Source organism: Microcoleus sp. S13_C3 (assembly GCF_036700905.1).
Taxonomy (GTDB): Bacteria; Cyanobacteriota; Cyanobacteriia; order Cyanobacteriales; family Microcoleaceae; genus Microcoleus.
Window position 1 is genome coordinate 14,092 of sequence record NZ_JAUBPT010000068.1, and the last position, 26,591, is coordinate 40,682.

Consider the following 26,591-nt stretch of genomic DNA (forward strand, 5'->3'; position numbering starts at 1 on the left):
GCTAATAATCAGTAATTCCCCCTTCTAAAATCTAAAATCTAAAATCTAAAATCTAAAATCGTATGGCTCGCTTAGCCATCCTCCCTTAGCAATTAGCCATTCCCAAATTTATTTAAGATGGTGAACCAAATACATATCCAACTCGCCTTTATTTTTAGCATAAATTTTTCCTCGGTATTCGCATTCAAAAAAATCTCTAACTAATTCAAACGTTTCCTGAGAGATATTGATATTTCCAGGTACGCCGGAAGATTCCATCCGAGATGCAGTATTAACTGTATCTCCCCAGACATCATAGGAAAACTTTTTATTGCCAATTACCCCAGCAAGTATAGGGCCTGAATGAATGCCAATGCGGATATCCCAATAAGGAATATTTTGTTGAGCTTTCTGTATTTTTCTCAAATCCATGAACTGTCGAATTTCTATGGCAGCAAGTACAGCGTCAAAGGCGTGTGTAGGGCGAGGCGTAGGAATTCCTGCCGCGCACATATAGCTGTCGCCAATAGTCTTCAGTTTTTCCATAGAGTATTTATCCATCACGCGATCGAAATAAGAAAAACAATAGTCTAGTTCGTCAACTAATTCTCGCGGCGTCATGTTTTCAGATAACTGAGTAAAGCCTTTAAAGTCAGTAAATAAAACCGATACGCTATCATAATAAAGTGGTTCCACTTTGCCGTTATTTTTGAGTTCCTCGGCAATTTCAAGCGGGAGCACATTCAACAGTAGCTGGTCAGATTTGTGCTTTTCGGCATCGAGCTCGGAATACAGGTTATTTATCTCTTTAAAGCGTTCAGCATTGCGGATGGCTGAGGATAGTTGCAAAGCCAAAAGATAGCCAATCCGCAAGTCTTCTTGGGTGTAAGCCCGCGGCTTGGTTGTGGCAAAATTAATGGTTCCTAAAACCTTACCTTCGCTTTCCAAGGGAATGATAATTTGCGAAGGGTAGGGGGATAAAATAGCAGTAGCATCCGCTTCTTGAATTAATTGAGGTTGACGTGTTGTAAAAGCCTTCTTAATCGGGCCGCCCTCTGTCAGGGCTGAAATATCTACAGGGATATGCGGGCCAAATAAAGTCATGCAAGCGTTATTGCTGTGCAGGCAAACGCTACAGTGTTCAAAGTCCAGCAGCCATTTGGCTTGCTTACCTACTACCCGCAAAATCTGACCCAGATCGAGGGTGCGGTTAATGGCAGTGGCAATTTCATTGACGGCGGAAATGCGGATGGAAAGCGCTTGAGCTTCTGCTAACAAACGGCGGGCTGTCAACAGAAGCTCTTCTCGATCTTGATCTTCTAGCCGATCGCCCATAATAGGGATATAAAATATAGATTACAAAGCATCTATTTCGAGGGCTATTGAATCCGTATATCGGTTGACAAAGCTAAACAGGTCTGCTGTCGCAATAATCTCAAAGATTTCTGAATCATCTAGCCCTAAATCCCGCAGGTTTTGGTAATCAGTTTCTGTCATTTCCAGGGGTTTTGTAGCAGCCAGCAAGCCAAACCTAATTACGGCTTTATCACGTTTTGGCAAAGGGCAGTTGGCAAAGTCAGAAACTAGGGTTCGCAGGATTTCTTCGCTCATCCCCAAGGCTGACAATCCGTGCAGGTGAACTTGGAGAGCGTACTCGCTATTATTTGATTGGGAAATAGCGACGCCGACCATTTCTTTTAGCGTGCGGGGTAAGTCTCCTTGCAGGATTGTTCCCCGGAATTTTTTCCAATTTGCTTCTAATATGTCAGGGTTGATTGCCATTGACTTGAACAGGTTGGGGACGATGCCAAACCCCAAGTCGGTCAAGATTTCTTCGTACACTGCTTTGGCTTTAGGATCTGTAAGTTGCTCGTATTCTATAAGTGGAAAGTGTGTCATTGTTGTGTTGAACTTGACGGCAGTTAATTTGGGTTGGGATTTAGGTATTTGTTATGTAACACCACTCAAAGGGCGAGGTTACGAGCTATCTGGGCTTTAGTCGGATTGATGATAAAATGCACCGCTGTCAGCAAACCGCGAATCCTGAAAATAAGCTAGCCACAAATCTGATTATTGAGGCTGGATTAAACCTGCAATTATAGCAGTAACCGGAGCCAAGAAAATTATGTTGCGATCGGGTTCTACGGCTAATTTTAGATGTTTCCAATGGCTGCTGTCAAGTAGGGGCAATTCATGAGGCGCGGCGGTGTGAAATCTTACCAAAACTCTTGAATTAGATAATGCTGTTCCGTTCGCTAATTTTTAGGCAAAAAACACTGTTCGATCGATCGCTCCGGCTCCACAAATGCCCTAAATCTTATGCTCCGGCGCGCGTACAGGGGAAGAAACAAAACGCTGTGCGATCGAGTTTATTGAATTAATCAGAAGCTCGATCGACAACCCATGCCCCAGACAAGCTACGCTAACGCCTGCGACTGGAGTTATTATAGATAAACTGTAAACTTCTATCATTGTCGCTGCATTTGCTATGAACCCTGCCCTGACTCAATTTGGCGCTCAGATGTCCCACCTCACGGGAGTTCGGGCAATTATGAAAGATATTATAGAAACTCTCAGAGCCGGCAGCGGGCAGGAGTTTATCAATTTGAGCGCCGGAAATCCGGTGATTTTGCCGGAAGTCGAGCAGTTGTGGCGCGACTGCACTGCGGAACTTTTGGCGAGCCCGGAATACGGCGAGGTGGTTTGTCGCTACGGTTCCAGTCAAGGTTATCAGCCGTTGATCAATGCGGTTTTGGCGGATTTTAATCAGCGTTACGGACTGAATTTGACGGATCGCAATATCCTAATTACTCCCGGAAGTCAATCGATTTACTTCTACGCAGCCAACGCTTTCGGCGGCTACACTACCAGCAAACAGCTTAAAAATATCGTGCTACCGCTGAGCCCAGACTACACCGGTTACGGCGGCGTTAGCTTGATTCCCGAAGCGGTAGTCGCTTGCAAACCCACCCTCGATATTGATGCAGCCGCCCACAGGTTCAAATACCGCCCGGATTTCAGCCAACTGTCGATCGACCAAACCACCGGTTGCGTCATTTTTTCCCGTCCCTGCAACCCCACTGGCAACGTTCTCACCGACGACGAAGTTAAGAAAATTGCCGATTTAGCGGCCGCTTTCGACGTGCCGGTGTTCGTTGATTCCGCCTACGGCCCTCCCTTCCCCTCCTTGAATTTTACCGAAATGACGCCGATTTTTGGCGGCAATATCGTGCACTGTATGAGTTTGTCGAAAGCTGGATTGCCGGGAGAAAGAATCGGAATTGCGATCGGCGATGAAAAAATCATTCAAATATTAGAATGTTTTCAGACCAATATGTGCATTCATTCGCCGAGATACGGACAGGCGATCGCAACTCGTGCCATTGCTTCCGGCGCTCTTGCGGATATTTCCATCAACGTAATTCGGCCGTACTATAAAAGCAAATTTGCGATCGTAGAAAGCACCCTAGAACAAGCAATGCCGAAGGATTTGCCGTGGTTTTTGCACCGGGGCGAAGGAGCAATTTTCGCATGGTTGTGGCTGAAAGATTTGCCAATGACTGATTGGGAACTATATCAAGAGTTGAAAAAAGTCGGCGTAATTGTCGTGCCAGGAAGTTCTTTCTTTCCAGGTTTGCGGGAAGATTGGCAGCACAAACATGAGTGTTTACGCATTAGTTTGACTGCAACAAATGATGAGATTGAAACTGCCATGAAACGCTTGGCTCAAATGGTTGAAAAGCTTTATCAGTCAGTTGACAGTTGACAGTTGACAGTTGGCAGTTGGCAGTTGACAGTTGACAGTTGACAGTTGACTGTTAACATTCCCAATACTTCGGGTACGCGGTTCCTGAGCGACTCGTGCTGAGCGTAGCCGGAGTAATAAGATGTTCTGCATTTAAATGGTATGTAAAAAAACAATCAAACTCTTGTGGGTTGGGCGTCCTGCCCGCCTCTAACAGGCAATTTAAATGCGCGACCGCTGATCGATTTCGTACTGGGATAGATTCGGATTATAAGTTATAGAAAACATTCCCAAGTCCCCATTTTTCAATTAAACTACCCGATAAACAAAACTCAGAGTTGCCCAAACATTCACATCCAAAGCCAAATCGTCCGTCGATATCCCCGCTTTCTGCACCCCCGGAATGCTAGCCACGTGCAAATCTTCGAGTACCGCCCGCGCCACATTTAAAGGATTCAACAACACTCGAATTGGCAGGGCATCCCTCGTTTGCTGCATTTCGGCTTCTATTGCAGCCAGAGTTCGATCGAAGGGACTCTCACTAAATATAATCATAATTTCTGCAAGTCCGATCGGCCCCGATACCGCCCACCCGCTCCCCCCAGCCGCCGGTAGAGTCAAATTCTCCCCAGGAGCGATCGCCCGCGACATAACTCCCACAGATTCTTTGCTCTCAGCGCCGATCGCTGACAGCCGTCCGGCGCTGTCCGAGCAAAACACCGCAAAGTAAACCGGGCGATCGCTGTCGTTATACAATCTGTAGCGAACTCGGCTGCCCTCTGGCAAACTTAGTATATGAGCGCTTGCCGATTTCTCACTTTCCCCGCTCAGCGGTTCCAGCCGATAATCACCGTCGGCCCGCACAGGCTCTCGCTGCGCCACAGCCCGCGCTTGCGGTGCGGTAGTTGCCAGAACCGCCCGCACCTTCAGGCGCGAAGACCCCTCATTGGCTGTCAGCCGCAGCAACTTCCCAGCCTGCAGCGCTTTCAACTGCGGAGTCAAGCGCTGCACCGCCACCTTGATTGCTTCTCCCCCGTCGCCCTGAGTATCGGGAATCAGCGTTTGAGCCAAAGAAAACAAACCGTAACGGCTTTGATACAAAGCAGGCTCGTGAGCCGAGACTGTTTCGGCTAAAGTCGTTTCCGGGACTCTGCCGAACCGACAGTCAGCCGGTTGCTCGCTGCCTACCGCCGCAAGTTGCGGCAAAGTCGAGAAAGCACTGGTGGCGTCCACGCGCTCGATGCGTTCCAAACCTGAGTCCAAAGCTACTGTCAAACCGATGTTTCGTGGCAATACCCGAATTTCTTCCCTCACCAGTTCGCCGACTGTTAATTGGCCGAAAGTTCGATCGAACCCGTCTAAAACTTGGGCTTTAGCAGAGAGGCCCGTGCGTCCCCGCAGCAAAAGCCTCGCGCCCTCGGAGGAATCCACTGCAAACACAGAACCCCCGGAGCACTCCAAAACCGAGGGCGACAACCCGCCCAGCCACAACTGCACAGTTTTGCCCCCCTCTTCCACCGCCGTCACAGCGCCGTCAGATGCAGGGGAATTGAAGATTAAATTTGAAAAATTCACCGCCGGCGCGGTTGTTAAATCGTGATTAAGAATTTGCGGTTGCTGCGATAACCCCGCGATTTGCTCGACATTACCCGCTGCGCGGCTGAAACTGACGCTGAAGCTGCTAGCGGGAGTTGCCCACCACAAAGTTTGGGTGAGGGCGTAGGTAAACAAACCTGCGGTAAATCCGTTCCACTCTTGTTCGGCGGCGAGTTGGGAATTCGCGCCTGCGGCAAGTAGGGCTGCAGCAGGACGGAGATTTGGGCGGGATCGGAGGTCTTGGGCAAACGTTAATTCTGCGAGGCCCGGCTCGCCGATGGTGGGGCGGGGGCGGGAGCGAATGCGAAAGTTACCGTTTTTGGGGAAACCCCGATAGGTGTAGCTGGTGTCGAGGATGGCGATCGCATTTTCTGTCGCGAGCGATCGCATCAACAATAACAGCGTTTCCTCTAAAATATCGTTCACCGCCCGGTTTGCTAACAGCGGCAAAACATCATCCGCCGGCACCAAACTGTTTTGCATTTTTCCGGGAGACTCGGCCAAACTGACTCGGCTACCGCAGCCGCTAAAGTGAAAAACTACCACGTCACCGGGTTTTGCTTGTTCGCCCAAGTGAGTCACAAAAGCCGTCTCGATATTTTCCCTCGTAGCTTGAGCGTCAGTCAAAGTCAAAATGTCAGACGGCACAAACCCAAACCGATATATCAGCAGTTCCCGCTGCATTTCCACATCCGTGACGCAGCCGTGCAGGGGCGAGTCTGGATATTTGTCAACGCCAACCAACAAAGCCAATTTCCTGGCTGTCGGCTGCGCTAAAGCTTCGAGGTAGCGCGAGCCCAACGGCAGCCACAAAGCCTCGCTGATTCCGATGGCGGCCAGCACCCGGCCAGCTTGCTGCAAAAATTCCCGCCGCTTGAGTCCCATTTTTAAATAGCTTTGAATTTTAAGCGTTGAATTTTAAGTTAAATTCCCCTCACTAATTTTAGGGGAATTAATTAGATTGTGACTGTTTAGGATTAAGGGAGTTTTTAAGTTTTAACTTTTGAGCTTTAAGTTTAAAATTTCCCATTTAAAACTCAAAACTCAAAATTCAAAACTATGCAGAATGTCGCCCACACCAATCTTCAAGATTTAAATCTCGTAATTGAAAATATTCATGGCCTTGGCTAATTCTGCGGCGACTTCCGGCCGGGAAAACTGCGGCGGCGGCAATTTTCCAGCGCGCAGCATTTCCCGAACTTTGGTTCCCGACAAATGCACCCGTTGTTCGGGAGTGCTTGGGCTTGTTTTAGTTGTAGCCATTTGTTCCGTCAGTTTGCAATAGAAAGCGTGCTCGAATTTCATCGGCACAATTCCCAATTCTCCCGGCTCAAATTCATCAAAAATATGTTGGGCATCGTAAGTGCCGTAATAATCGCCAACTCCCGCGTGATCGCGCCCCACGATAAAGTGAGTGCAGCCGTAGTTTTTGCGGATTAAAGCATGAAAAATTGCTTCTCGCGGCCCGGCGTAGCGCATCGCCGCCGGATTAATTGCCAAAATTACGCGATCTTTTGGATAGTATTTTTCTAGCAGAATTTCGTAGCAGCGCATCCGCACGTCAGCGGCGATGTCGTCATCCTTAGTCGTCCCGACTAGCGGGTGCAGGAACAAGCCGTCTACTGTTTCTAAGGCGCATTTTTGGATGTATTCGTGTGCGCGGTGGATGGGGTTTCGGGTTTGGAAACCGACTATGGTTTTCCATCCTTTTTCTGTGAACAGCATTCTCGATTTCGCCGGGTCAATTTGGTATTGGGGAAAGCGGACATCTAGTTCGCGTTCCAGCAGCCAAATGTCGCCTGCGAGGTTAACGGGCCCGGATTTGTCTACTACCTGGACACCCGGGTGTTTGAGGTCGTCGGTGCGGTAGACGTTGAGGGCTTCTTCTTCTTTACTGTAGTGATATTTTTCTGCAAGTTCCAAGAGCCCGACAAATTTGCCCGCCGGGGTGTCGAGGCGCACTAAAGTTCCTGCTTTCAGGGGGGCGGCGACTTCTTCTGTTACCGAGAGGGTGATGGGAACCGACCACGGAAGGCCGTTGGAGAGGCGCATTTGTTTAACGACCGATCGATAATCCGCTTCGTTCATGAACCCTTTGAGGGGACTCAGGGCGCCGATGGCGATCATTTGCAGGTCGGAGATCGATCTATCCGACAACTGGACTCGCGGCAGGGACTCTGCTTTGTCGAAAAATTCTTGTCTTTGGTCTAGTGTGGCAATGCGGTTGACCAGGATGCCGCCGTGAGGGGCAATGCGGTCTGAATGCTGGCTCATGTCGATTTGAAGTTGTGGGTTTTAGCTGCCAGAGTATATCCTACCAAAGTATTGTTACAATTAATTAATTTTCCTCCCTCAGTCGGCACACATGGTTTTAAATGTTGGTATCAACCATAATTTATTCCGCCACTTATGACACTTTATAATTTATTAGTGAAATCTATCGATTTCTGGCAAGAGCATTCAGGCTTGAGCAATCTCAAAACTCATACTATTTATTCTAAAATCCTCGGCTCTGACTCTTTAGTGATCGATTTAGGCGCCAATGTCGGTCAATTTAGCGAAGCGATAACTCGCGAATTCAATTGTAGGTGTTACGCAATAGAAGCAGTTCCTTCTGTGTATTCTCAACTCCCAGAGAATGGCTTAGTTAAAAAGTTTAATTATGCTATATCAGACCGAAATGAGCCATTAAAAATATATGTTTCAGATAATCGAGAATGTAACAGTATTAGTCAGGAAGCTGCTAGTGTCTACGGCCTTCAGGGAGAGATATCAGTGGATGGTATCACTTTAGAAACTTTTCTGAACAACCAGAGCATCGAGTTAGTTGATTTGTTGAAGATAGATATTGAAGGTGCTGAAGAAGCCGTTTTTAACTCAACTAGCGATGCCACGCTCTGCAATGTTAAGCAGATAACTATAGAGTTTCACGATTTTATGCCAGGTTCTATTAGCGCTGAAGAAGTTAACAAAATTACCAACAGGTTAAAAAGATTGGGTTTTATCTGTATCCCATTTTCATACCTGTTCCCTGACATGGATACCTGTGACTTCTTATTTATCAATACGAATCGATGTAAAATTCCGTATAAAGACTGGCTGGGTTTTCAAATGATTAAGTTGCTTCTAACAATAGAAAAAACTAAGTCATCTCTACTCCGTTCCGCTGGAAAGCGCGAACAAAGTGTTGCCAATTAGCGCGGTGAATAAATTGACGGCAAAGTCGATAGGAATCCCATTCAAATCTATCACTTTTATTTCTCTACAATCAGCTCTGGCAGGCAATCAAGCAATTTAGTGCCGGGCCCCTGGATTGATTCCTTCGCAGACTCAGGATGGGAGTAATTCTGCTCTACAAATACTAGACAAGTCTAGACATTTGCTTCTTACTTCATCGGGAGCATGGGAGCGGCTATCCCTCGGTAAGCTTTCACGGTTTAGCCAACCGCGATAAATTTATGGCTGCATTTAAATCCCTGTCCATCGAATGACCGCAACTTTCACAGTTGTAAATCCTTTCTTTCAACGGCATATCTTGGATGTGTCCGCAATTTGAACAGGTTTTGCTTGACGGAAACCAGCGGTCGGCAACAATTATTTCGCAACCAAACTTTTTGGCTTTGTATTCTAGCTGACGTTTGAATTCGTGGAATCCGCAGTCAGCTATTGCCATACCGCAAGTTTGTGATTGGCTAGCATTCCACTGACGTTCAAATCTTCTACTACTATCGTTGCGTGGTTTTTGCATAAGTAAGTAGTGATTTGATGCAGAGTATCTTTTCTGAGGTTTGTTATTTTTGCATGGTGTCTAGCTAGCTGGATTTTGGCTTTATATCTATTGCTAGAGTTTTTCACCTTCCTCGCTAAAACTCTTGATAATCTCTTGAGTTTTGCGAGGTGCGCTTTGTAGTGCTTTTGGTTCGGAAATACTACGCCCGTTGAAAGCGTAGCCAATTCTTTCACTCCCAAATCTACTCCTACAACCTTATGAGTTTTGATGGTCGGCTCATGACTTTGTTCGTAGGCAAAAGCGATAAACCAACTATCGGCAGTGCGCGAAATGGTAATTGACTTGCAAGTTGTATGAGGCAATCCTTCGTGGGTTTTTATCCAGCCGATTGTCGGTAACTTTATAGACGTACCACCTACGGGGATAGGTTTACCGCCAGCATCAATCGTAAAGGAATCGTGATACCCCTTCTTTTTAAACTTAGGATACCCACCTTTTTTTGAGAAAAATCTAGAGAACGCATCTCCAAGATTGTCAAAAGCATATTGGGTAATCTTCTGACAGATTCCCGTTTCTTTAATCCAAGTGAACTCAGGTTTTACATGATTGTTGAAGAATTTCTTGAGCAGGTATTTGTTGGGCTTCAATCCATCTTGATAAAGATTGTTCCAAGTAGCCAGTCCCCAATTATAAGTAAACCTCGCTATGCCAGCGTGTTTACTCATAACTGTTGCTTGGCTCTTGTTTAACTTTAACTTTGTTTTGATGGATAAAAGCATTGTTCGACCTCAACACTGGATTTCTTTGCTTGATCCTGTCAGGTCTTGTACGGGTTTGTCAATAGCACTTTTTAAACTTTCTTTGATTTCCTTGGAGTAATTTCGCCAACCGTACAGCCGACAAGAAAAACAGTGGATAATTGCCATCAAATCTTCTACTAACTCATGCTGGGGAGACAGTGATTCTTGGTTGGCGATTATAATTTCACATCCAACTGATGCTGCAAGTTCTTGGATAAATTCAAACGCGAATCTGCACATCCTATCCTTGTGTGCAATTACAATTATTGATATTTCACCTTTGAGCATTGACAGCATAATTGCTAGAAACTTTTTTCTTTTAAAGTTTAGTCCGCCACCAATTTCTGATACCCAGTCGTCAACGCTCAGTCCTCGTCCCAAGCAGAAGGCTTCCATCGCTAGCAACTGGTTTTTTAGCTCTGGCTTTTGCCCGCTGGATGAAACTCGACAGTAAACTACGATCTTTCGTTTGGCTTCTACGGGCTTCAAGCCGTTGGCTATCAAGAAATCGTCTTCTGTGTAGAACCGATGCCCCGACAGGGTGCGCTTGGCTGGTAGTTTTCCTGAAACATCCCAACGCTGGAGTGTTTTTACTGACAATCCGAGCTTTTTCGCGAATTCGTGTGGTTTAAACAAAATGGTACACCGTAGCTTTGTCTATAAGTGTACCATTTTGTCTATTTATTCGCTACCTAGGTACTAGCTCCCATCCCAAATCCCAAATCCCAAATCTAAAATCGGCTGACCATTTTTTCATGAATCATCTTCATCTGTGACAGTTCTTCCAGCAGTCCCTGCGGTAGAGGAATTTTCACAGATTCCAGCATACTTTGAATCCGATGCCTCCAATCGTGACGGGCTAAACTCTCAACATAGTTGCGTTTGTATATAGAATTAAGCCTCACCTCGTCCTGTAAAAGTTCATTAATGAATTCAACACTTTTTTGCGGGTCATCGGGCAACTCAATAGTAGCATCTTCCCAATTCATCAACTCATCCATTAGAGGTGTAGTTGGACGCTTCCCAACTACCGCACCGCCAGTCGCAGTACCATAAAACCAACGCAGTGTAATAAACGAGTAAGGAAACCGACGCATACCAGGATAGAGAGTGTCAAATGCCAAGGTGAGTTTGCTATGTCTGAGAATGTGAAATAGCAGCCGAGTATCTGGCTCGTCTCTACGCATTTCGTAAGGCAATTTCGGAAATTCCTCTGCTGTTCTGGGCGTAGATTTATAGTAAATTTGTTCGGAACCAGGTTGATTGAATTTATTTAACAACACAGTGTCATAATGTGAAGGTATCCGCCCGAAGCTTGTTAAATCTATTGAACGCTTGAGTTGACACGAACCCTGAGCGAGAACATCAGCAGCAAAAGGGATCAGGGATACTGGTATACCAAAACGTTTTTTCAGTTCATCTATAATTTCTGGAAGTGCCACGAATAAATGATCTAAATGATAGACATTTTTTGAATAAATTTCCGGTGCCCAAGAATCGAAAATATAAGCGATGACAACATCAAAACGCTCCCTCCACTTAGGTATACTTGAGAGTAGTTCCAGATCGGCTCCTGATATCCCAATCATCAGTAAAACATTAGGTTTGTCTGACAATTGAGGTAAAGGTGGTAAATTATATACACCTGTAGTAGACTTAACAGCTTTACGGATTACTCGACCAGCTAGCGGATAAAGTGTGGATGACCACTGGATTACATCGCGGGCAGATGGTACCAAAAGTTGTGCGTTGCAGGTTCGTACCACAATATTTTCTAATTCAAAAACAGGGTCCCAGGAAACGCTCGACCATAAACCCCGTGAAGAAAGTACAAAAATATTCATAGCTCGATTTTAATTTTATTAAATGATCCCGCACATTATACCAAAGACGAGGGGACTAGGGTAAATTCAATAGTTCTGGACGCAACAATCCTATGGATAGAGGCAACGCCGGAGGGATTGCCCCTACGAAACGCTATATGAACGCTATATGTATAGGCTGTGCGTAAGTCCTGTTTAATTAAATTTGAAATGCCAATTCCCCTGAATCGACTTCCCAATTTACCTAGCTACTAGCTAGCAAATCTAGCCGATCGCACCTATGGCAGCACTTGCAGTGGGTGAATCTATCCCGTAATCAGGGAAAACAATAACACATCTATGGTTTCAATGTCAATATTGATGATAATTTTTTAACAATATGTATTTTGCCGCGCTCGTCGCGATCGCGTCTAGAAAGAGCGGGTTGATAAATGCTAAAGTCCCTAGGATTTATGAACCTTTTCCTTCTTCCTCTTTCCCCTTCCCCTTCCCCTTCTTGAGACTAAACATTTAACCACTCAAGGAGTACCCTGGGCGCCGGCAACAAAATCATTAACAAAAGCCCGATCGCTATTAGCCCCAAAAAATCCCGCCGATTATCCAATTCACTGACATCATTCAACGCCGGTTCGTCGTTTAGCGGCGTGAAAAACAAAATAATTGCCCACAGCAGTAAACCCTGTTCCAAAAAAGAAAGCAGCAACATACAAAGTCTAGCAAATTGCCCGATCGCCATACTCGCTCGCTGGCCGAACATCGCGTGTACAATGTGCCCGCCGTCGAGTTGTCCCACCGGCATCAAATTAAACGCCGTCACGATCAAACCCAAATAACCCGCCACCGCTACCGGATGCAAATCGATCGCAGTTTCCGCATTTAAAGCACCACCCAAGGTTAACTTGCTCAACAAAGTCATCAGCAGCGAAAAACTGGGTTTGAAAGACTCAAAATTTAACATTCCCGACTTCTCAGACAGCGGTACAATACTCGAATGATCCAAACCCCAAATTAATAATGGCACTGCTGCAACTAAACCCGCAAGGGGCCCGGCAATGCTAACATCAAATAAAGCTCGGCGGTTGGGAATTGGACTCCGTATTTGAATGAAGGCGCCAAAAGTTCCTAAGAAAAAAGGAATCGGTATGAAATAAGGCAAAGTCGTGCGAATTTGGTAAAATCGGGCAGCTAAATAGTGGCCGGATTCGTGAATTCCCAAAAATGTAATTAAAGCCAGCGAGTAAGCCAAACCCTGCAACAACATTGATGGGTTGGACTGCAAAGCTTGTTCAGTAACTCCGGCAAGTCGCGCCCCGACAAGCGTAGTCGTAAACACCGTGATTAGCAGCAAAGCTAATGCGAAAAATGGCCGGGTTACAGATTCGGTTTTGACAGGAGTTTCCCCTGATTGGTGGCTGGGATTGGGAACTAGGGCAAAAAAAGGTTGACCGCTCAAGCTGTTTTGAAATACTACTAAAAAGCGATCGCCAAAAAGCCTCTCCACATTCTCCCGAATCGCCTGATAAGCCGCCTCCGGGTTCGTCCGCAACTGTCCGCGACAAATTACAGCCTGTGGCCGAAATTCCAAATCTCGCAAAAAGTAAATTGACCAAGGAAAGCAATCGCGCAAACTCGCTTCTTCTGCTGCATTGATCGGACGCACGGGCGGTTTTGGCTTTATAGGTTCAGTCGCAGAGTCTGCTACCTGCTCAGCAGTTTCGGCGGTAATTTTCTTGCGCCCCAACTGTACCAAAAACCAATACAAAAAAGGGCAAACCAGAAAAGGTATAATTACCAACTCCGGCGGTACAGTTTTGCTCGTGCCGTAAACTAAAATCCAACCACCCCAAATCAGCGCAGGCGCCATCATTACCAGCCACAGCAGCCATATCGGAGTCCTGGTGATGCGGCTGGTGCCGTTCTGCAACAAGAAGTACGATATCAGCCCCAATACGAACAACCATAGTAAAAAGAACATAATATTTATCCCATTCCCTTCTGAAATACTTCCTTGAAACAACAGAGTTCAGTCTCCAAACAACCCAGGCCCGTGCTCGACAATATCCTGGCTTTCCCCCCTAACCGGGATACCCTGGGTGCAACAGCCTATTTCATTGTAGAAAACCAAACTAACATCCTGGTGGATTGTCCCGCTTGGGATGAGATTAACCAAACATTTTTGCGGGAACACGGCGGCGTGCGACTGCTGTTTCTCACCCACCGTGGCGCTATCGCCCAGGCGCGGGAGATTCAGGAAGCCACGGGGTGCGAGATCCTGATTCAAGAACAGGAAGCTTATTTACTGCCGGGTTTGAAGGTGACGGTTTTTGAGCGAGAATTTGTTGTGAGCGATCGAATCAAAGCATTTTGGACTCCTGGCCATTCTCCTGGTTCCTCTTGCCTTTATCATAGTGGCAGCGGTGGAGTGCTGTTTTCGGGTAGGCACTTGCTCCCCAACCGAGAAGCCGCCCCAGTACCGCTGTTGACAGCAAAAACTTTTCACTGGCCTAGGCAAATTAACAGCGTGAAGTCAATTATCGATCGATTTTCGCCGGAAACTTTACAGTATATTTGTCCCGGTGCAAATACTGGTTTTTTGCGGGGAAAAAGATCGATCGATCGAGCTTTTGAGAAATTAGCCAATCTGGATTTAGCTGTTTGTTTGCAGTCAAAACCTGAACCCTAAATGTATGCTACAACATCAAAAAATGATCTGACGCGCTAATTATAGCGGTAAGGTGCGCCCTTACGCACCCTACATTATTCTTCAATCTCTTAGAAAGGAAGTTCGTTGGTGGAGTAGCGGTTGAAACCGCCGATTCTTACCGTGGAAAAAACTGTGGAAAAAACCGAAAAACAAAAAATGCTCGCCGGTGAATTATATTTAGCTGCCGATGAGCAATTAATTTTAGAGCGCCAGCGAGCCCGCCGCCTCGCCCGAACCTACAATTCTACCCGCGAAGACGAACCAGACAAACGGTTAGAAATTCTCGCCGAATGGTTCGGTGCAGTTGGCCCAAAAGTTGAAATCGAGCCACCTTTCTACTGCGACTACGGCAGCAATATTTATGCGGCAAACGGATTGTACATGAATTTTGGTTGCGTGATTCTCGACTGCAATCGAGTTAATATTGGCGAAAATTTATTGTGCGGGCCCAACGTACAAATTTACACCGCTCTTCACCCCACAGACCCGGAAATGAGGCTTTCTGGGCTAGAACTCGCCGCTGAAATTAATATTGGCAATAATGTTTGGATTGGCGGCGGCAGTATTATTTGTCCAGGAGTCACTATTGGCGACAATAGCACGATCGGCGCAGGCAGTGTTGTTGTCAAAGATATTCCCGCAAACGTCGTGGCTGCGGGGAATCCTTGCCGAATCATCCGGCATCTACCTTGATGTGGTACGATCGACACAATCGTGCGATCGGCTCCTTGGCTTAACCAAAAAATTTTAGGTTTAGAACAGGCGGTTTGAGATTTTTCACGTAAAATTCCCGAAAAAAACCGTGGAATAAATCTAAAATCTAAAATCTAAAATCGCTTAATATCAAATCCGTTAGCATCGGAATAGTAAATTCGAGTTCACTGTTGACTGTTCACTGTTCACAGTCAACCGTTAACCGTCAACAGTCAACATCATTCCGGTGTTACCGGAAATGATATAATTTCTCGTTCCCGGTTTCCACACTACCAAGCTTTTCTTATGACGACTGCAACAGTTTATCCCAACGCTCCCGATCTCTGCACCGACGACTACATAGCAGTCGGTGTAGCTACCTGCTTCATCAAAGAAGAAGGCGAAGTTTTTGAAGTGCAAGTAATCGAAGCTATTCCCTCAGCAGCTTTAGAAGCAATTGTGAAGGGAATTCCCACATCCTATTTAATGGTTTGCGGGACGACTTTGGGAGCAGTGCTCGACGGCGAAACACCCAAAATGTTGCCAGAATTCCCGACATCTTCTCAGTTTAGCGAAGAATTTGCCTTTCGGGCGATCGCCGCTGCCCGCACTTACAAAATCCGCCCCCAAGCTCAACTTCACATTCCCTTGGGAACAGTTCGCAACGACTTTACTTATTCCTTAGAACGCAAAAGGGTGCTCAACTCCGAGCGCATCATTCGCACTGAAGACAATGTGAAACAGCACGAACACACTCACAAGGTTCTTTAAACAAATCCCGCAACTGGGGCAATTTAGCCGTGCCTCAGCCAGCGGCTGCACCTAAAATTATTTTGAGTGTTGAGATGTAAATTAAAGATTTAATAAGTTTTTCGTTCATTAATGAAGGAAAAACTTTTAATATTTCGTTATTAAGCAATACTGCATACTGTTTGGGATTACCAACCGTAAAATAAGAGTTTCACGGCGATTGCGTACTCGAAATACCAACCGAAAATCACGGGTTTCAGACTGCGAACTAAAAACAGTCTGGACTATTGATTAAGACACACACCCAACATCTCAACCTAAAAAGTCTAAGCTGTTGTGCATTTAAATTGTATATTTCGAGTCCCGATCAAAAATCGTCAAATCCTCTCCCCCGATCCCCATCGGACCCTCTCCCTCTCTAATACCATAGGCAATCTAGATGCAACACAGCTTACTGCTCACATCACCTAAATAACATAAATTATTAACGACTGTAAAAAATAATTAAGTAGTTGATGAAATTTTTTAATGGGTCAAAAATGTGGTATAATATTATTCCTGTTTAACAAAGTGATATCAAATCGGGTAGCATCGGAATTAATATTACCCACCCCCTGGACACGGCAGTGCCGTGTCCCTACAATTAATCTGGGTATGGAAACGGCAGTGCCGTGTCCTTTATATCATTCCCGTGCAACCGGAAACGATAGGAGCCGCTCGGCGGGAAAAAATTAAAAAATCCCCGCAATTATTGAATGCTAGTAGTTTAAGACTACTGGCAGGCGCGCGAGTAGATCGTAGGTGAGCTAAGGATTTCAATCTCACAAATTGGTCAAATCATGCGAAGCTTTGCGAGAGTAAAGTGGTGGAAATTAACTAGACTATTGCCAGCGGGATTAAAGGGCGAATACCATCTTGGGTACCAAACTGCGCTCTTAATTTTGGGCGTAACAATTATGGCAGCTAGCATCACTGGTTGTATCAGCTATCAAAGTGTTCGTCGCTTGATTATCACCAAAAGCGAGCGAAATGCTTTGTTAGAAGTTAGGGAGCAGGTCAACAAGATCGATCGCTGGCTCGGCACTAGAAAGTCTGAGATCGAAATCCTCGCCCATACTCCTCCGGTTCGTTCGATGAATTGGTCAGTGGCCGAGCCTTATTTAAAATCGGAAGTAAATCGACTGCAAGAATTCCAGCACTTGGCATTAATTGATCCCGACGGTTCTTATTTCACCACAAAAGTGGGAAGAGCGTTGATTAATGTTAGCGACCGCCAACACTTCAAAAAGGCAATGGCTGGGGAAGTCTATGTTTCAGATCCTACCATTTCTCGCACGCTCAAACAACAAAATATTGTTCCAATTTCGGCTCCAGTGTGGTCAAGTTCGGTAAATTCTATTGAGAAAACAGCACAAAAGCCGATCGGAGTAATGAACGGCGTCATTAGCCTCGACCGAATTGCCGAAGTAGTAGGAAAGCTGGAATATGGGGCAGGAACTTACGCTTTTGTTCTCAATTCTCAAGGAGTGCCGATTGTCCACCCCGACGCTCGATTAATCGGAAATATCGACAAACCGGCTCCCAGTCTTTTAGAGTCCGCAGATGCTAATTTGGCAAATGTAGCGCGGGAGATGGTTTATCAAAAAACGGGCATTGTGCTGACTCAAATCAACGACGCCAGAGTTTATGTTGCCTATCTTCCTTTAGAACAAGCTGAATGGTCGATCGCCCTCGTAATTCCCGGCGACAATCTCGAAAAAGAACTCCTTCCTTTCAATATACTAGCAGTAGCCGCCGGCGTACTTGCCGCCGCAGCTATTTTCTCCGCAATTGTGGCGCTCAAGCTGTTTGCCCTAAATGGCATTCGCACTCGCACAGAAGCCCTTCTCCACCGCTTGACCGGCCGCATTCGCGCTTGCTTGGACCTCGATCGCATCCTCCAAACTACAGTAGACGAACTCGGTACTTTACTGAAGCTCGATCGAGCAATTTTCGCATGGTACGATCCCCGACAAGATACTTTAGAATTTGGCTGGGAATATTGCCGGGAAGGTTTGCCGGGGCGCTTGGGAATTTTTGGTGTTCCCGGAGGGCCATCTGGAGATTTAGCTGCACGGCTTCACCGCTGCGAAACGATACTGCTACATAAAACCGCCGCCCCTGATGCCACAGCGTCTGAGGAACACGCCCATATCGAACTTACAAATAGTCACTACGCAGCAGTACCCGTACTAACTGAGAATCATCGGCTGGGATATCTGTTCGCCTGTGCAAACCGCCGATTTGCGACTCCCGGCGAGGTGCAAGTTTTGGAAGCAATTGCAGATTCACTGGCGATCGCAATTTCCCAATCCCAACTCCAGGGGCAAATTCAAGAAGAACTCAAACTTTTGGAAGAAGTAGTAGCCAAACTCAGAATCACCGAAGAGCATTTAGTACAAAGCGAAAAAATTACAATGGTGGGTCAACTAGCCACGGAAGTTGCCCAGGAAATTAATAACCCGATTAACTTTATTTACGGCCGCCTGATTCACCTCAATGATTATATCAAAGATTTGCTTAGTATAATTCGCCTCTATCGAGAACAATATCCTGAGCCTGTGCCACGAATTGCAAAAAAAATAGAGCGTTGCGACCTAGATTTTATCAGCAAAGAGTTGCCACAAATCCTCAATTTTTTGAAAATAGGAGCCGATGGCATTCGCCAGATAGTCCTGGCTTTGAGGAAATTTTCACTTCCTGACGAAGCCAACAAAGAACACGCCAACGTTAATGAGAGCATCGACAATCTTTTGCTGTTGCTGGCTCACAGACTGGAGCAAAAAATATTAGTAGTCAAGGAGTACAACAACCTGCCACCAATTTTGTGTTATCCCGGTCAACTGAGCCAGGTATTCGCGAGTCTCATCATCAATGCTATAGATGCAGTTAAAAGTATTGAAAATTCAGCTCAAATTATTACCATCAAAACCGATCTTGTCGAGGATTATACAGGCCGGTTTATTGTTGTATCTATAGCCCACAATGGCTCAATAATTCCGCAGGAAATTCAACACAGAATATTTGAGGAGTTTGCCCCTACTAAATCATTTAAAAATTTCACAGGCTTGGCTCTGTCGGTGTGCTATAAAATTATTGTAGAATTGCACAGCGGCAGCCTGACAGTTGAATCTCCGGTTCAACCTCAAATTAAATCTCAAACTGGGGGCGGTGCTGAGTTTAGGGTAAAATTGCCGATATTTTGATATCTATCGCATTTTGCAGCCAGGGAAACCCGTCGCAAATCTTGCTAGCAAGCTGCGCGAAAAGCTTAATTTCGGTTTGTACTGAGGACTTTAGTCATAAAACAGAGGGCTGAAGTCCTCACTACAAACCTAACGATCATTTGTTAACCAAAATTGCTATAGCAATCGTTGCAGAAGTCATAAATTTTTTACCCCACCCCAACCCTCCCCGATGCCTTGGGGAGGCAGTAAGAAATTCGCAAATGATGCGAGGATTGCTATATGATAGGATTAGGGAAATAATAAAGGTGCAACCACAGCAAACAACCAGCCTCCCATTACCAAGACTTCCGCAATAATTAATAAAATATTTCTGTTCATTTTCCAATTAAGCATTTTCACATTAAGAGCGATCGACCAAAGAGCGAATTTTCTTCCACCAAGCACCCGGCGAATCTTCCGGGCGATATGCGGCATCAAACATCGACAAAATTAGCGGCAAACCCCCCACCTTCGCACTCATCAACAAGTGCATTGCCAGACAAAATACCAATACCACCCAACCAGAAGCGTGTAAATAATACCAAACCTGCGTCAATTCCCCAGCCGGCAGCCATTCTTCCTTAACCATACTGCCAGAAGCGATCGCCCAAGTCAGTGCTAGCAACATCAACGTATTCACAATCCGGTGCAAGCTGTACCACCAAATCGGTTTTCCCAACTGCGTTAGTTTGCCAAAAGAATCAGGCTGCACCAAAAGTTTTTGACCTGCGTGGAAACTGTACAATGCAAAAGCCGGCATTATTCCTAACAGCAACATCTTGCCAAAAGTGCCGTGAATCCCGATAATATCTGCAATCTGAGGCACGGGGACTTGGCAAAACCGCCCATCGTAGGTGTTGTAAACCAGAAATGCGCTCACAATTGCTAAAAGGGCGATCGCAGCGTTAACCCCGTGCAGTAACCTGAGCAGCAGTGGCTGATACAATCTAGATGGCGGCATCGTTAATTCTGCTAGTTGATAAATAATCTTTTACATAATACAGCTAAGCGCCGATTTTTTCAACCCTCGCCAATTGTGAAATAAATCTGAGATAAAAATGAAAAAATTATGAGAAAAACGCACTATTATCAAAGTTTAGTGTAAAATAAAAATGTCAACAGAAACACTTTATTTATAAGGCATAACACTTTACAAAAATGGATGCAGCCACTACCATCTTACTTTCCTTGGGACTAGCCGCAGATGCTTTTGCTGTCGCTGTTTCTAGCGGTTTAGCAATCAAACACATGAAGGTCAATAAAGCTTTAAAAATTGCCTTATTTTTCGGATGTTTTCAAGCTTTAATGCCCGTAATAGGATGGTTAATCGGTCTTAGTTTTAGTTTTTTGATAACACCGATCGACCATTGGATAGCTTTTGGGCTTTTGAGTTTCATTGGCGGGAGAATGATTTATGAATCGCTACAAAGCGAAGAATGCGAGAAAAAGTTTAATCCCTTAGATACTGGGACTTTGATAACGCTGTCGGTGGCGACGAGTATCGATGCCCTCGCAGTTGGCCTCGGATTTGCTGTCTTGAAAGATTCTATTGCTCTTGCGGTGACGGCGATCGGATTTATTACTTTCTTTTTAGCCTTTGCAGGCGTGTTTATCGGACACAAGTGCGGCAACTTATTTGCTAATAAAATTGAGATATTGGGCGGATCAATTTTGATTTTTATTGGCAGCAGAATCTTGTTTATGCACTTGACAGAAGTGCCCTTAGTTATCGGTCATTAGTTATTAGTCAGTAGTCAGTAGTCAGTAGTCATTGGTAATGGAATGGGTAATTGGGAAAAAGGTAATTGGCAAAAAGATAATTGGGAATTTTCCCAAATGACAACTGACAACTGCTTTCCTAACAACTGACAACTGACAACTGACCCAAAAATGCTATAACAGCAATATTGCGTTAAAGGACAAAAATTTCGTGCTGAAACTTTACGGCCCAGGTCGCAGCAGGGCCTCAATTGTCAAGTGGTATCTAGAAGAAATAGCGGTTCCCTACGAATTGCGTCACCCTATTCAGAAAACACCAAAAACCAATAGTTTCAGCCTATCTCGCTCTAGATTCTAGACTGTTTCTAGTTAGTCAACGTGTTTACGTCGTTTCAGCCGTTGAGCTAGCTTATTTTGAAGGGAATATTCTCTAGACAAATTCTAGACAGTAGGGAGGGAGCGATATTTGCGATCGCTCTGTAGGCCTCAACTCAAAATCGGGTTTTTCAATGGTAATTGCCATTTTAAAATTTACTTTTTGGGATTTAGGCAAAAAAATACCCGCTATCTGCGAGTCTTAGCCTTCATTTTCACAAGTTGGCGGCTACAGTTGGCGGCTACTTGTGAACAAGCTAACCTACCGACACCACACTGTATTCGCACGGCTACCCAATGGTCGTAAATTCTCGTTGCCTTTGTCGATCGTCATCAGTTAAGGTAACAGGCTACCCAGCATATCCAAAATTGCTTCTACGTCCGCTAGGTCGCATTTAGACTTTTTGCGCTTAGCTTTCAATTGGTTGAGTAAGACAGCAGCATCAGGTAAATCACTTGTGTCAAATGATTTTCCATTATCTAGCTGTCGAGCTATAGTCAGCACCCGATCTGCTAGGACGATCGGTACTCGGATGGTTTTGGTTTTCCCGTGTTCCCATTTACCCTCATAATGCTTGAGGTTGGCTAAGCTAGCGTCATTAATGTTTTTAGTCATTTCACTTGTGTCATGTGATTTACTATTAATAGGTTGGCACGGATGCTTTCGTTCTGTCAAGTATTTAATCACGTGACACAAGTGACTAGGGGTAGAAAGTTAGACTTTAGGGAGCTAAAACCAAAAAAACTACTACAGCTTGCGTAAATATGCAAGAGTCACCAAGTCCGATGCCCCCACAGGAATTGACACGATCACTTTTTCGCCTTCAAGCTGGATGTAATAGTCGGTTTCCGTTGCACCAAACCCGATATCAGTTATCTCGCCATTTTTACCCTGGTACTCCCCTTCTGAGGAAATTTCCACTGAATCACCAATTACAAAGCGCGGTTGCTTTGTCGTCGCAGCAGCGATATCTTTCAATACTCGGATAGCTGCTATTTCTTTTTCACTAAGGCTTTTTTTGTAAAAACCTCGGATTTGGAGAGAGGAAGCAGCAACATGACTCGAAACTTCTTTTGCATCCTCCCAGCTACCTTTGGCTATTGCCCCTCGCATCCGGTCGGCTAGTTTTTCGCCACGAAATTTAGCTTGGGCGGTTGCAGGACTTAGTGCAGGACTCTGCAGCACTTCTGCAGGACTTGTTACAGGACTTAAACCCTTGTCTTGTAAAGGGTTTGCAGGACTTGCAGGACTTGATTGGGTAACTTCTTTTACTTCTACTTTTTTCTGGTTTTCCTGGTTTTGGTTTTCCGGTTCACCCTCTGTTTTTTCGGTGATTTCACTTTCTGCCAAAATGTTTGGGGATAAGTCCTGCAAGTCCTGCAAACCTATATCCTGTATGGGCGGAAGTCCTGCACTAAGTCCTGCAGAAGTGCTGCAGAGTCCTGCACTAAGTCCTGCAGAAGTGCTGCTAGTGCTGTTGGAAGTCCTGCAAAGCGGTGCTAGTTGTTGGGAGTAGGTAGGGTGATAATCATTTTTACCCCTCAACCTTAAACCGACAAAGGTGACGTGCCGACCACTACGATCGCGAACGACTGGCAGGTGCAGTTCAGTGCAAAGTTTCTCAAGCCCCGGTGAAAAAGTTGTCAGGCTCATCGCAGGTTTTTTAATTTCTTCGCAAAAATATTTATAACTATCAAACAGATCGCCCGCACGGGTTTGTGCGTCGTCCTCGACAATTAGCTCCATCTCGAAGAATGCAGCGAGGCTGTCCATCCGTACCTTCATATCCCATTCAGCAGCCTTGAAATCTGCAATCTCAGCATCGCCGATACCCTGAATTGCCTGCTTTACTTCACCGCTGGGGAGTGAAAGCGCGATCGCAATTAGCGCACCTATTTCCGGATCGAAGCTGGCTTCCATCTCAGAATTGCGTAAAGCTTTTGGGATGGCATTTTCAAAGTTGACCAAGCATAAGCGTCGCTCTAGCCCTGTGGTATTGCCCATGAATATGGGGTCATTGCTACAGATGAGAAGTAGTCCATAAAAGTGTGAGTTTGCTGCTGGCTGGTACACTTCCCGATAGTTGACGCTATCCCCACCAGTTAGCCGGAGGATGGAGTCAACCCCCACAGGTTTACGTTCATCACCAAAAACTACTAATTGCTTGTCAATAATGCTTGCGAGTGTCGAGCCGTCCTTTAAGCTGTCGAGGCTGCAAGGTTGGGTATTTCCTTTCCCTACTACTTTTTCCATCAACCGAGCACACGTACCTTTGCCGGAACCCGGAACCCCGATAAAGTGAACAAATTGCTGATACCCGTAAAAACTGAACCGAAGACAACTGTTGACCATTGCCAGTAGCTTGAATATTTTCTTGGTGTCACCCTGCATCGCCGTCTGGAAGAACTGATGGATATTGGGGCAATTTGCCTTTAACACTTCCAGAGGGGCGCTTAAATCGCCTGTTAGTGGCCGATAGGGAAAGGGTAAATAGGAAGTAAACCCCATGCCGGGTGAGTGTGGCTGAGTTGTGAGGGTATCGCCGTCGAGTACGCAATTCTCAAAATTGACGTATCGGGACTTATCCCACGTCTGCCAGTAAACTTCCCGCAGGTAACACTTGAGCATCTCAATAACGTTATTAACGTACTCAATCCCGCTGTAGTTTATGCCCTTTGCGTCCAACGTAGTGACAATCAGGCTTTTAAAGGGCCCTGGTTTTATTTTTTCCCAACACTTGCCAGTCCATCCCCGCCATGTTTGCTGTTCTTCGTGGTATTTCCAGTGGGGGCGATATTCTTCGGCCAGTTGTGCTGCAATCTCACGAGGGGTTGGTGTTTTTTTGCTCCTAGTTGTCGAGCTGGTGTCACTTGTGTCAGGCGATTCAACTACATTACTAGCTTTCATCAACACTGCCCTGAAGGTCTCAATCCCTTGACTATTGATGAAGTCATCCATCCCCTTGCCGTCCTCCGATCGCCAACTACCCGTAACCGATAGTACCTCGCACCCATAGGCTTTTAGGGCCTTAGTGAGGGTTTTTTCGGCACGGCGAACATTCTTTATGGTTTCCACCTTCTCAGGTGGATCGGAGTCATAAGAGATGATAAAGTTAAAACCCGCTTCCGCTAATCGTTTCAGCCCCGGTATCAAGTCGGGTTCACCTTTTGCTTTTGGGGTTAGGGCCATGTCAACTCCCATTACCGCTACCGTAGGGATATCCCACATACAGCCTTTTATTGCCTTTATGCACCCCTCGGTAATTAGCAGATAAGGTTTGCCATTTAAGGTAAAACACCGGGCTTTAAGTGCCTCTAAATCAGTCCAGTACGTTTCGATTTCTGGATGCTTGGCAAGGAAAGCATCATATTCACCCCTCGGAGTACGGTACTTAGGAAGCTTTCCGTCCTTTGACGGCCACGGGTCAATTGGTCGTAGTTGCAGTTGTTTGAGGTCGTGGGAATAAAAAACGATGCAAGGAGATTTTGCATCATACCCCAACAATACCGAGGCTTTCGGGATATCAGCACTCCCACAGTTTGCATAGATCCAATCCAAGGGAAGCTTGCGCTCGGTTCTCAGGTAGTCCTTGTCAGCGGCATTGAGTAAAGATTTGTTGCGAGTAGCGACAACAGTTTGAGAAATAGATGATACACTATCCATAGCGGTTGTTCCCATAAGTAAGGTGGATAACCGCTATCCCTAGTGTTTAGCTAGTGAATTGATGCCGAGATATACCCTTCCGGCAAGGGGACTTTCTAGAAAAAGTCTAGAAAATAAGTTAAATTTGGTTCAGGTTTTTTAAGGTTCTTGGTGTCTCACTAGCTAACGCTACTTAGGGACAGCGAGAGCTTTTTTTGCCTGTGGGGTACAAGCGGGCAAATTCTGCTGTTGAAATTATAACCTACAGCCAGATGGCAAATATCCCACAAATAAAGCCTATACAACGTTATATTCTTTTCGGAACCCTATATGGTTTAGGAATATTTTCTCGTAATAACAGGTGTTTAAGCAAGTAAGTGCATTTCTGGGAGTTACCGCCTACAGTTGGCGGTAACTCTAGAAAATGAAGGTAAAAAGAAAAGCTAGCTTCACACTATGCAGATGATGTGACTCTAGCTTTTTACTCGTGACCTTCCCGCAATCGCAATTTAAAACTCAACTAACAAATCATTCAGCTCCAATCGTGTTGGCGGGAATTGCCCGCCCCGGTAGTGATGGATGAGCAACCGTTTGTAGGTAATGCCCGATTTTAAATCCCCGAAATGCTTAGCATAGGCGTAAAGCCCTAGCTCTTGCGCTTCGGCTACCAGCGCTATTTTGTCCTTTGGGGCGGTACGCCGTTCGACTACTTGGTAATGTTGGCTCATCCGCACGGGTTCCGGTAGTGGCTCATATGCCTTTTTTGCGATCGTATCCAAGCACGTTAATACCCGCATCACTGCGGTAGTTGCTGGCATCCACACGGCTAACTTGAGTACGGCCCGTGGGGGCAACAGGTAATTGAGGTGAGGCTTCCCTATCCAACAGATGCCCAGTACGGGTTCGGAGTGTTGTACAAAGGTTTCCGGGCAAGCAAACAGCCCGTCACTGGTGAGTTGGGCTTCAAAATTGCGGATAAGGCGATCGGTAGTGCGTGGCTCGACACCGTACAAACTATCTATCTGTTCCGGTAGCAGCACGGGAGCCTGGTAGTAGTGGAGCCACGATGTGTACCCCGTACCGATATCAATACAGGCAAAGGCTTCGGTGTGGCGGATGCTATCGAACACGGCATCCCGATAAGTAGCTAGACAAAATTAATTACATAGTTTTCTCCAAATTCTTTCAGGATTTTTTCCACAGAGGTAACAAAAGTACCCCAATTCTTGTAAGCAGATATCTCAATCCATTCATACTTAATAAACCGCCATAAAATTTCAATTAAATTTAATTCTGGAGAGTAAGAAGGCAACTCAAAGAGAGTAATATTACGTTGTTTCCACTCTTCAAGTTTGTCAACAATAGCATCACTGGTATGAATAGAAGCTTGATCAGTGACAATCACCGTTGGCTTATCTACGGTGGGAAAAAAAGCATCAATACAGGCAATAACCACATCTGAATTAATACTTTGATATGAAATATAAGTTTCAAGATGGTTATTTCGATTCATAATTCCTAGTACATTTATTCGCTGACTACGACGACTAGGAATTGTTAAATATTCTCCGATTTCCTGCCAGCCATAGGGGACACAAGGAATCAAACAAAATCCCGTTTCATCCAAGTAATATAAATCAATTTTACCCTGTTCATCCAATTGCTTTAATTCTTCTAATTGCGCCTTTTTCTCTTGATATTCCTGGGCTGGAGGCGTTCCCGCCACTCCTTTTCGCATACGATGCCAACTCATGTTTAGAGTTTTTAG

Annotated in this window: 22 protein-coding genes; 7 read left to right on the top strand and 15 right to left on the bottom strand. The window is 45.5% G+C overall.

The window, feature by feature from the left end; all coding sequences use genetic code 11:
* Positions 1-108: 108 nt before the first annotated feature.
* The 3 genes from QUA16_RS19085 to QUA16_RS19095 form a co-directional block, all read right to left on the bottom strand.
* Positions 109-1,314 carry an adenylate/guanylate cyclase domain-containing protein gene (locus tag QUA16_RS19085; protein WP_333105155.1) on the bottom strand — a complete coding sequence of 402 codons (1,206 nt, stop codon included), beginning with the start codon at positions 1,312-1,314 and terminating at the stop codon, positions 109-111.
* A gap of 21 nt (positions 1,315-1,335) precedes the next feature.
* Positions 1,336-1,878, bottom strand: a complete 543-nt coding sequence (locus QUA16_RS19090; RefSeq protein WP_333105154.1) for a peroxidase-related enzyme — start codon at positions 1,876-1,878, stop codon at positions 1,336-1,338.
* Between the two features lie 171 nt (positions 1,879-2,049).
* Entirely contained in the window at positions 2,050-2,202 is a 153-nt protein-coding gene (locus QUA16_RS19095; protein ID WP_333105153.1) for a hypothetical protein, read from the bottom strand.
* A 265-nt stretch (positions 2,203-2,467) separates the two neighbouring features.
* Here QUA16_RS19095 and QUA16_RS19100 point away from each other — a divergent pair, with 265 nt between their 5' ends.
* A complete protein-coding gene (locus QUA16_RS19100) occupies positions 2,468-3,745 on the top strand; it encodes a valine--pyruvate transaminase (RefSeq protein WP_333105151.1) in 1,278 nt (425 codons plus the stop codon).
* A 288-nt stretch (positions 3,746-4,033) separates the two neighbouring features.
* Here QUA16_RS19100 and QUA16_RS19105 read toward each other — a convergent pair whose 3' ends face one another.
* A complete protein-coding gene (locus QUA16_RS19105; RefSeq protein WP_333105149.1) occupies positions 4,034-6,205 on the bottom strand; it encodes a caspase family protein in 2,172 nt (723 codons plus the stop codon).
* 207 nt (positions 6,206-6,412) lie between these two features.
* Positions 6,413-7,594, bottom strand: coding sequence for a sulfate adenylyltransferase (sat, locus tag QUA16_RS19110; protein WP_333105148.1), 1,182 nt, complete (start codon positions 7,592-7,594; stop codon positions 6,413-6,415).
* Positions 7,595-7,729: 135 nt separating this feature from the next.
* Here sat and QUA16_RS19115 point away from each other — a divergent pair, with 135 nt between their 5' ends.
* Positions 7,730-8,518, top strand: a complete 789-nt coding sequence (locus tag QUA16_RS19115) for an FkbM family methyltransferase (protein WP_333105147.1) — start codon at positions 7,730-7,732, stop codon at positions 8,516-8,518.
* A 232-nt stretch (positions 8,519-8,750) separates the two neighbouring features.
* Here the strand turns inward: QUA16_RS19115 and QUA16_RS19120 are convergent, their stop codons facing one another.
* The 5 genes from QUA16_RS19120 to QUA16_RS19140 all read right to left on the bottom strand — a co-directional run bounded on the left by QUA16_RS19120 (position 8,751) and on the right by QUA16_RS19140 (position 13,648).
* The gene (locus QUA16_RS19120) at positions 8,751-8,993 is read right to left on the bottom strand and encodes a zinc ribbon domain-containing protein (RefSeq protein ID WP_333105146.1); all 243 of its coding nucleotides are present in this window, start codon (positions 8,991-8,993) and stop codon (positions 8,751-8,753) included.
* Positions 8,984-9,829, bottom strand: a complete 846-nt coding sequence (locus QUA16_RS19125) for a transposase (RefSeq protein WP_333105145.1) — start codon at positions 9,827-9,829, stop codon at positions 8,984-8,986. The genes QUA16_RS19120 and QUA16_RS19125 overlap by 10 nt, the downstream gene beginning before the upstream one ends.
* A gap of 9 nt (positions 9,830-9,838) precedes the next feature.
* Positions 9,839-10,489: an IS607 family transposase gene (locus QUA16_RS19130; protein ID WP_333105174.1), complete on the bottom strand. Its 651-nt coding sequence runs from the start codon at positions 10,487-10,489 to the stop codon at positions 9,839-9,841.
* 92 nt (positions 10,490-10,581) lie between these two features.
* Positions 10,582-11,694, bottom strand: a complete 1,113-nt coding sequence (locus QUA16_RS19135) for a glycosyltransferase (RefSeq protein ID WP_333105143.1) — start codon at positions 11,692-11,694, stop codon at positions 10,582-10,584.
* 481 nt (positions 11,695-12,175) lie between these two features.
* Positions 12,176-13,648 carry a site-2 protease family protein gene (locus tag QUA16_RS19140; protein WP_333105142.1) on the bottom strand — a complete coding sequence of 491 codons (1,473 nt, stop codon included), beginning with the start codon at positions 13,646-13,648 and terminating at the stop codon, positions 12,176-12,178.
* A gap of 33 nt (positions 13,649-13,681) precedes the next feature.
* Here QUA16_RS19140 and QUA16_RS19145 point away from each other — a divergent pair, with 33 nt between their 5' ends.
* The 4 genes from QUA16_RS19145 to QUA16_RS19160 all read left to right on the top strand — a co-directional run bounded on the left by QUA16_RS19145 (position 13,682) and on the right by QUA16_RS19160 (position 19,065).
* Positions 13,682-14,356 (top strand): MBL fold metallo-hydrolase, encoded by a 675-nt coding sequence (locus QUA16_RS19145; RefSeq protein WP_333105140.1) that lies wholly within the window; start codon positions 13,682-13,684, stop codon positions 14,354-14,356.
* 153 nt (positions 14,357-14,509) lie between these two features.
* Entirely contained in the window at positions 14,510-15,070 is a 561-nt protein-coding gene (locus tag QUA16_RS19150; protein ID WP_333105138.1) for a sugar O-acetyltransferase, read from the top strand.
* 306 nt (positions 15,071-15,376) lie between these two features.
* The gene (locus tag QUA16_RS19155; protein ID WP_333105136.1) at positions 15,377-15,841 is read left to right on the top strand and encodes a hypothetical protein; all 465 of its coding nucleotides are present in this window, start codon (positions 15,377-15,379) and stop codon (positions 15,839-15,841) included.
* Between the two features lie 935 nt (positions 15,842-16,776).
* On the top strand, positions 16,777-19,065 hold the full coding sequence (locus QUA16_RS19160) for a cache domain-containing protein (protein ID WP_333105134.1): 2,289 nt from the start codon (positions 16,777-16,779) through the stop codon (positions 19,063-19,065).
* Positions 19,066-19,447: 382 nt separating this feature from the next.
* Here the strand turns inward: QUA16_RS19160 and QUA16_RS19165 are convergent, their stop codons facing one another.
* On the bottom strand, positions 19,448-20,047 hold the full coding sequence (locus tag QUA16_RS19165) for a cytochrome b/b6 domain-containing protein (RefSeq protein WP_333105133.1): 600 nt from the start codon (positions 20,045-20,047) through the stop codon (positions 19,448-19,450).
* A gap of 197 nt (positions 20,048-20,244) precedes the next feature.
* Between QUA16_RS19165 and QUA16_RS19170 the strand changes: the two genes are divergently transcribed.
* Complete coding sequence (locus QUA16_RS19170) at positions 20,245-20,826, top strand: manganese efflux pump MntP family protein (protein ID WP_333105131.1); 582 nt, start codon at positions 20,245-20,247, stop codon at positions 20,824-20,826.
* Between the two features lie 691 nt (positions 20,827-21,517).
* On the opposite strand, the gene QUA16_RS19175 is transcribed toward QUA16_RS19170, so the two are convergent.
* The 4 genes from QUA16_RS19175 to QUA16_RS19190 form a co-directional block, all read right to left on the bottom strand.
* A complete protein-coding gene (locus tag QUA16_RS19175) occupies positions 21,518-21,796 on the bottom strand; it encodes a hypothetical protein (protein WP_333105129.1) in 279 nt (92 codons plus the stop codon).
* 132 nt (positions 21,797-21,928) lie between these two features.
* Positions 21,929-24,844, bottom strand: a complete 2,916-nt coding sequence (locus QUA16_RS19180) for a DUF3854 domain-containing protein (RefSeq protein WP_333105127.1) — start codon at positions 24,842-24,844, stop codon at positions 21,929-21,931.
* A 488-nt stretch (positions 24,845-25,332) separates the two neighbouring features.
* The gene (locus QUA16_RS19185) at positions 25,333-25,953 is read right to left on the bottom strand and encodes a hypothetical protein (protein WP_333105125.1); all 621 of its coding nucleotides are present in this window, start codon (positions 25,951-25,953) and stop codon (positions 25,333-25,335) included.
* 17 nt (positions 25,954-25,970) lie between these two features.
* Positions 25,971-26,591, bottom strand: a 621-nt coding sequence (locus QUA16_RS19190) for an IS630 family transposase (RefSeq protein WP_333105123.1), incomplete at its 5' end; no start/stop codon positions are given.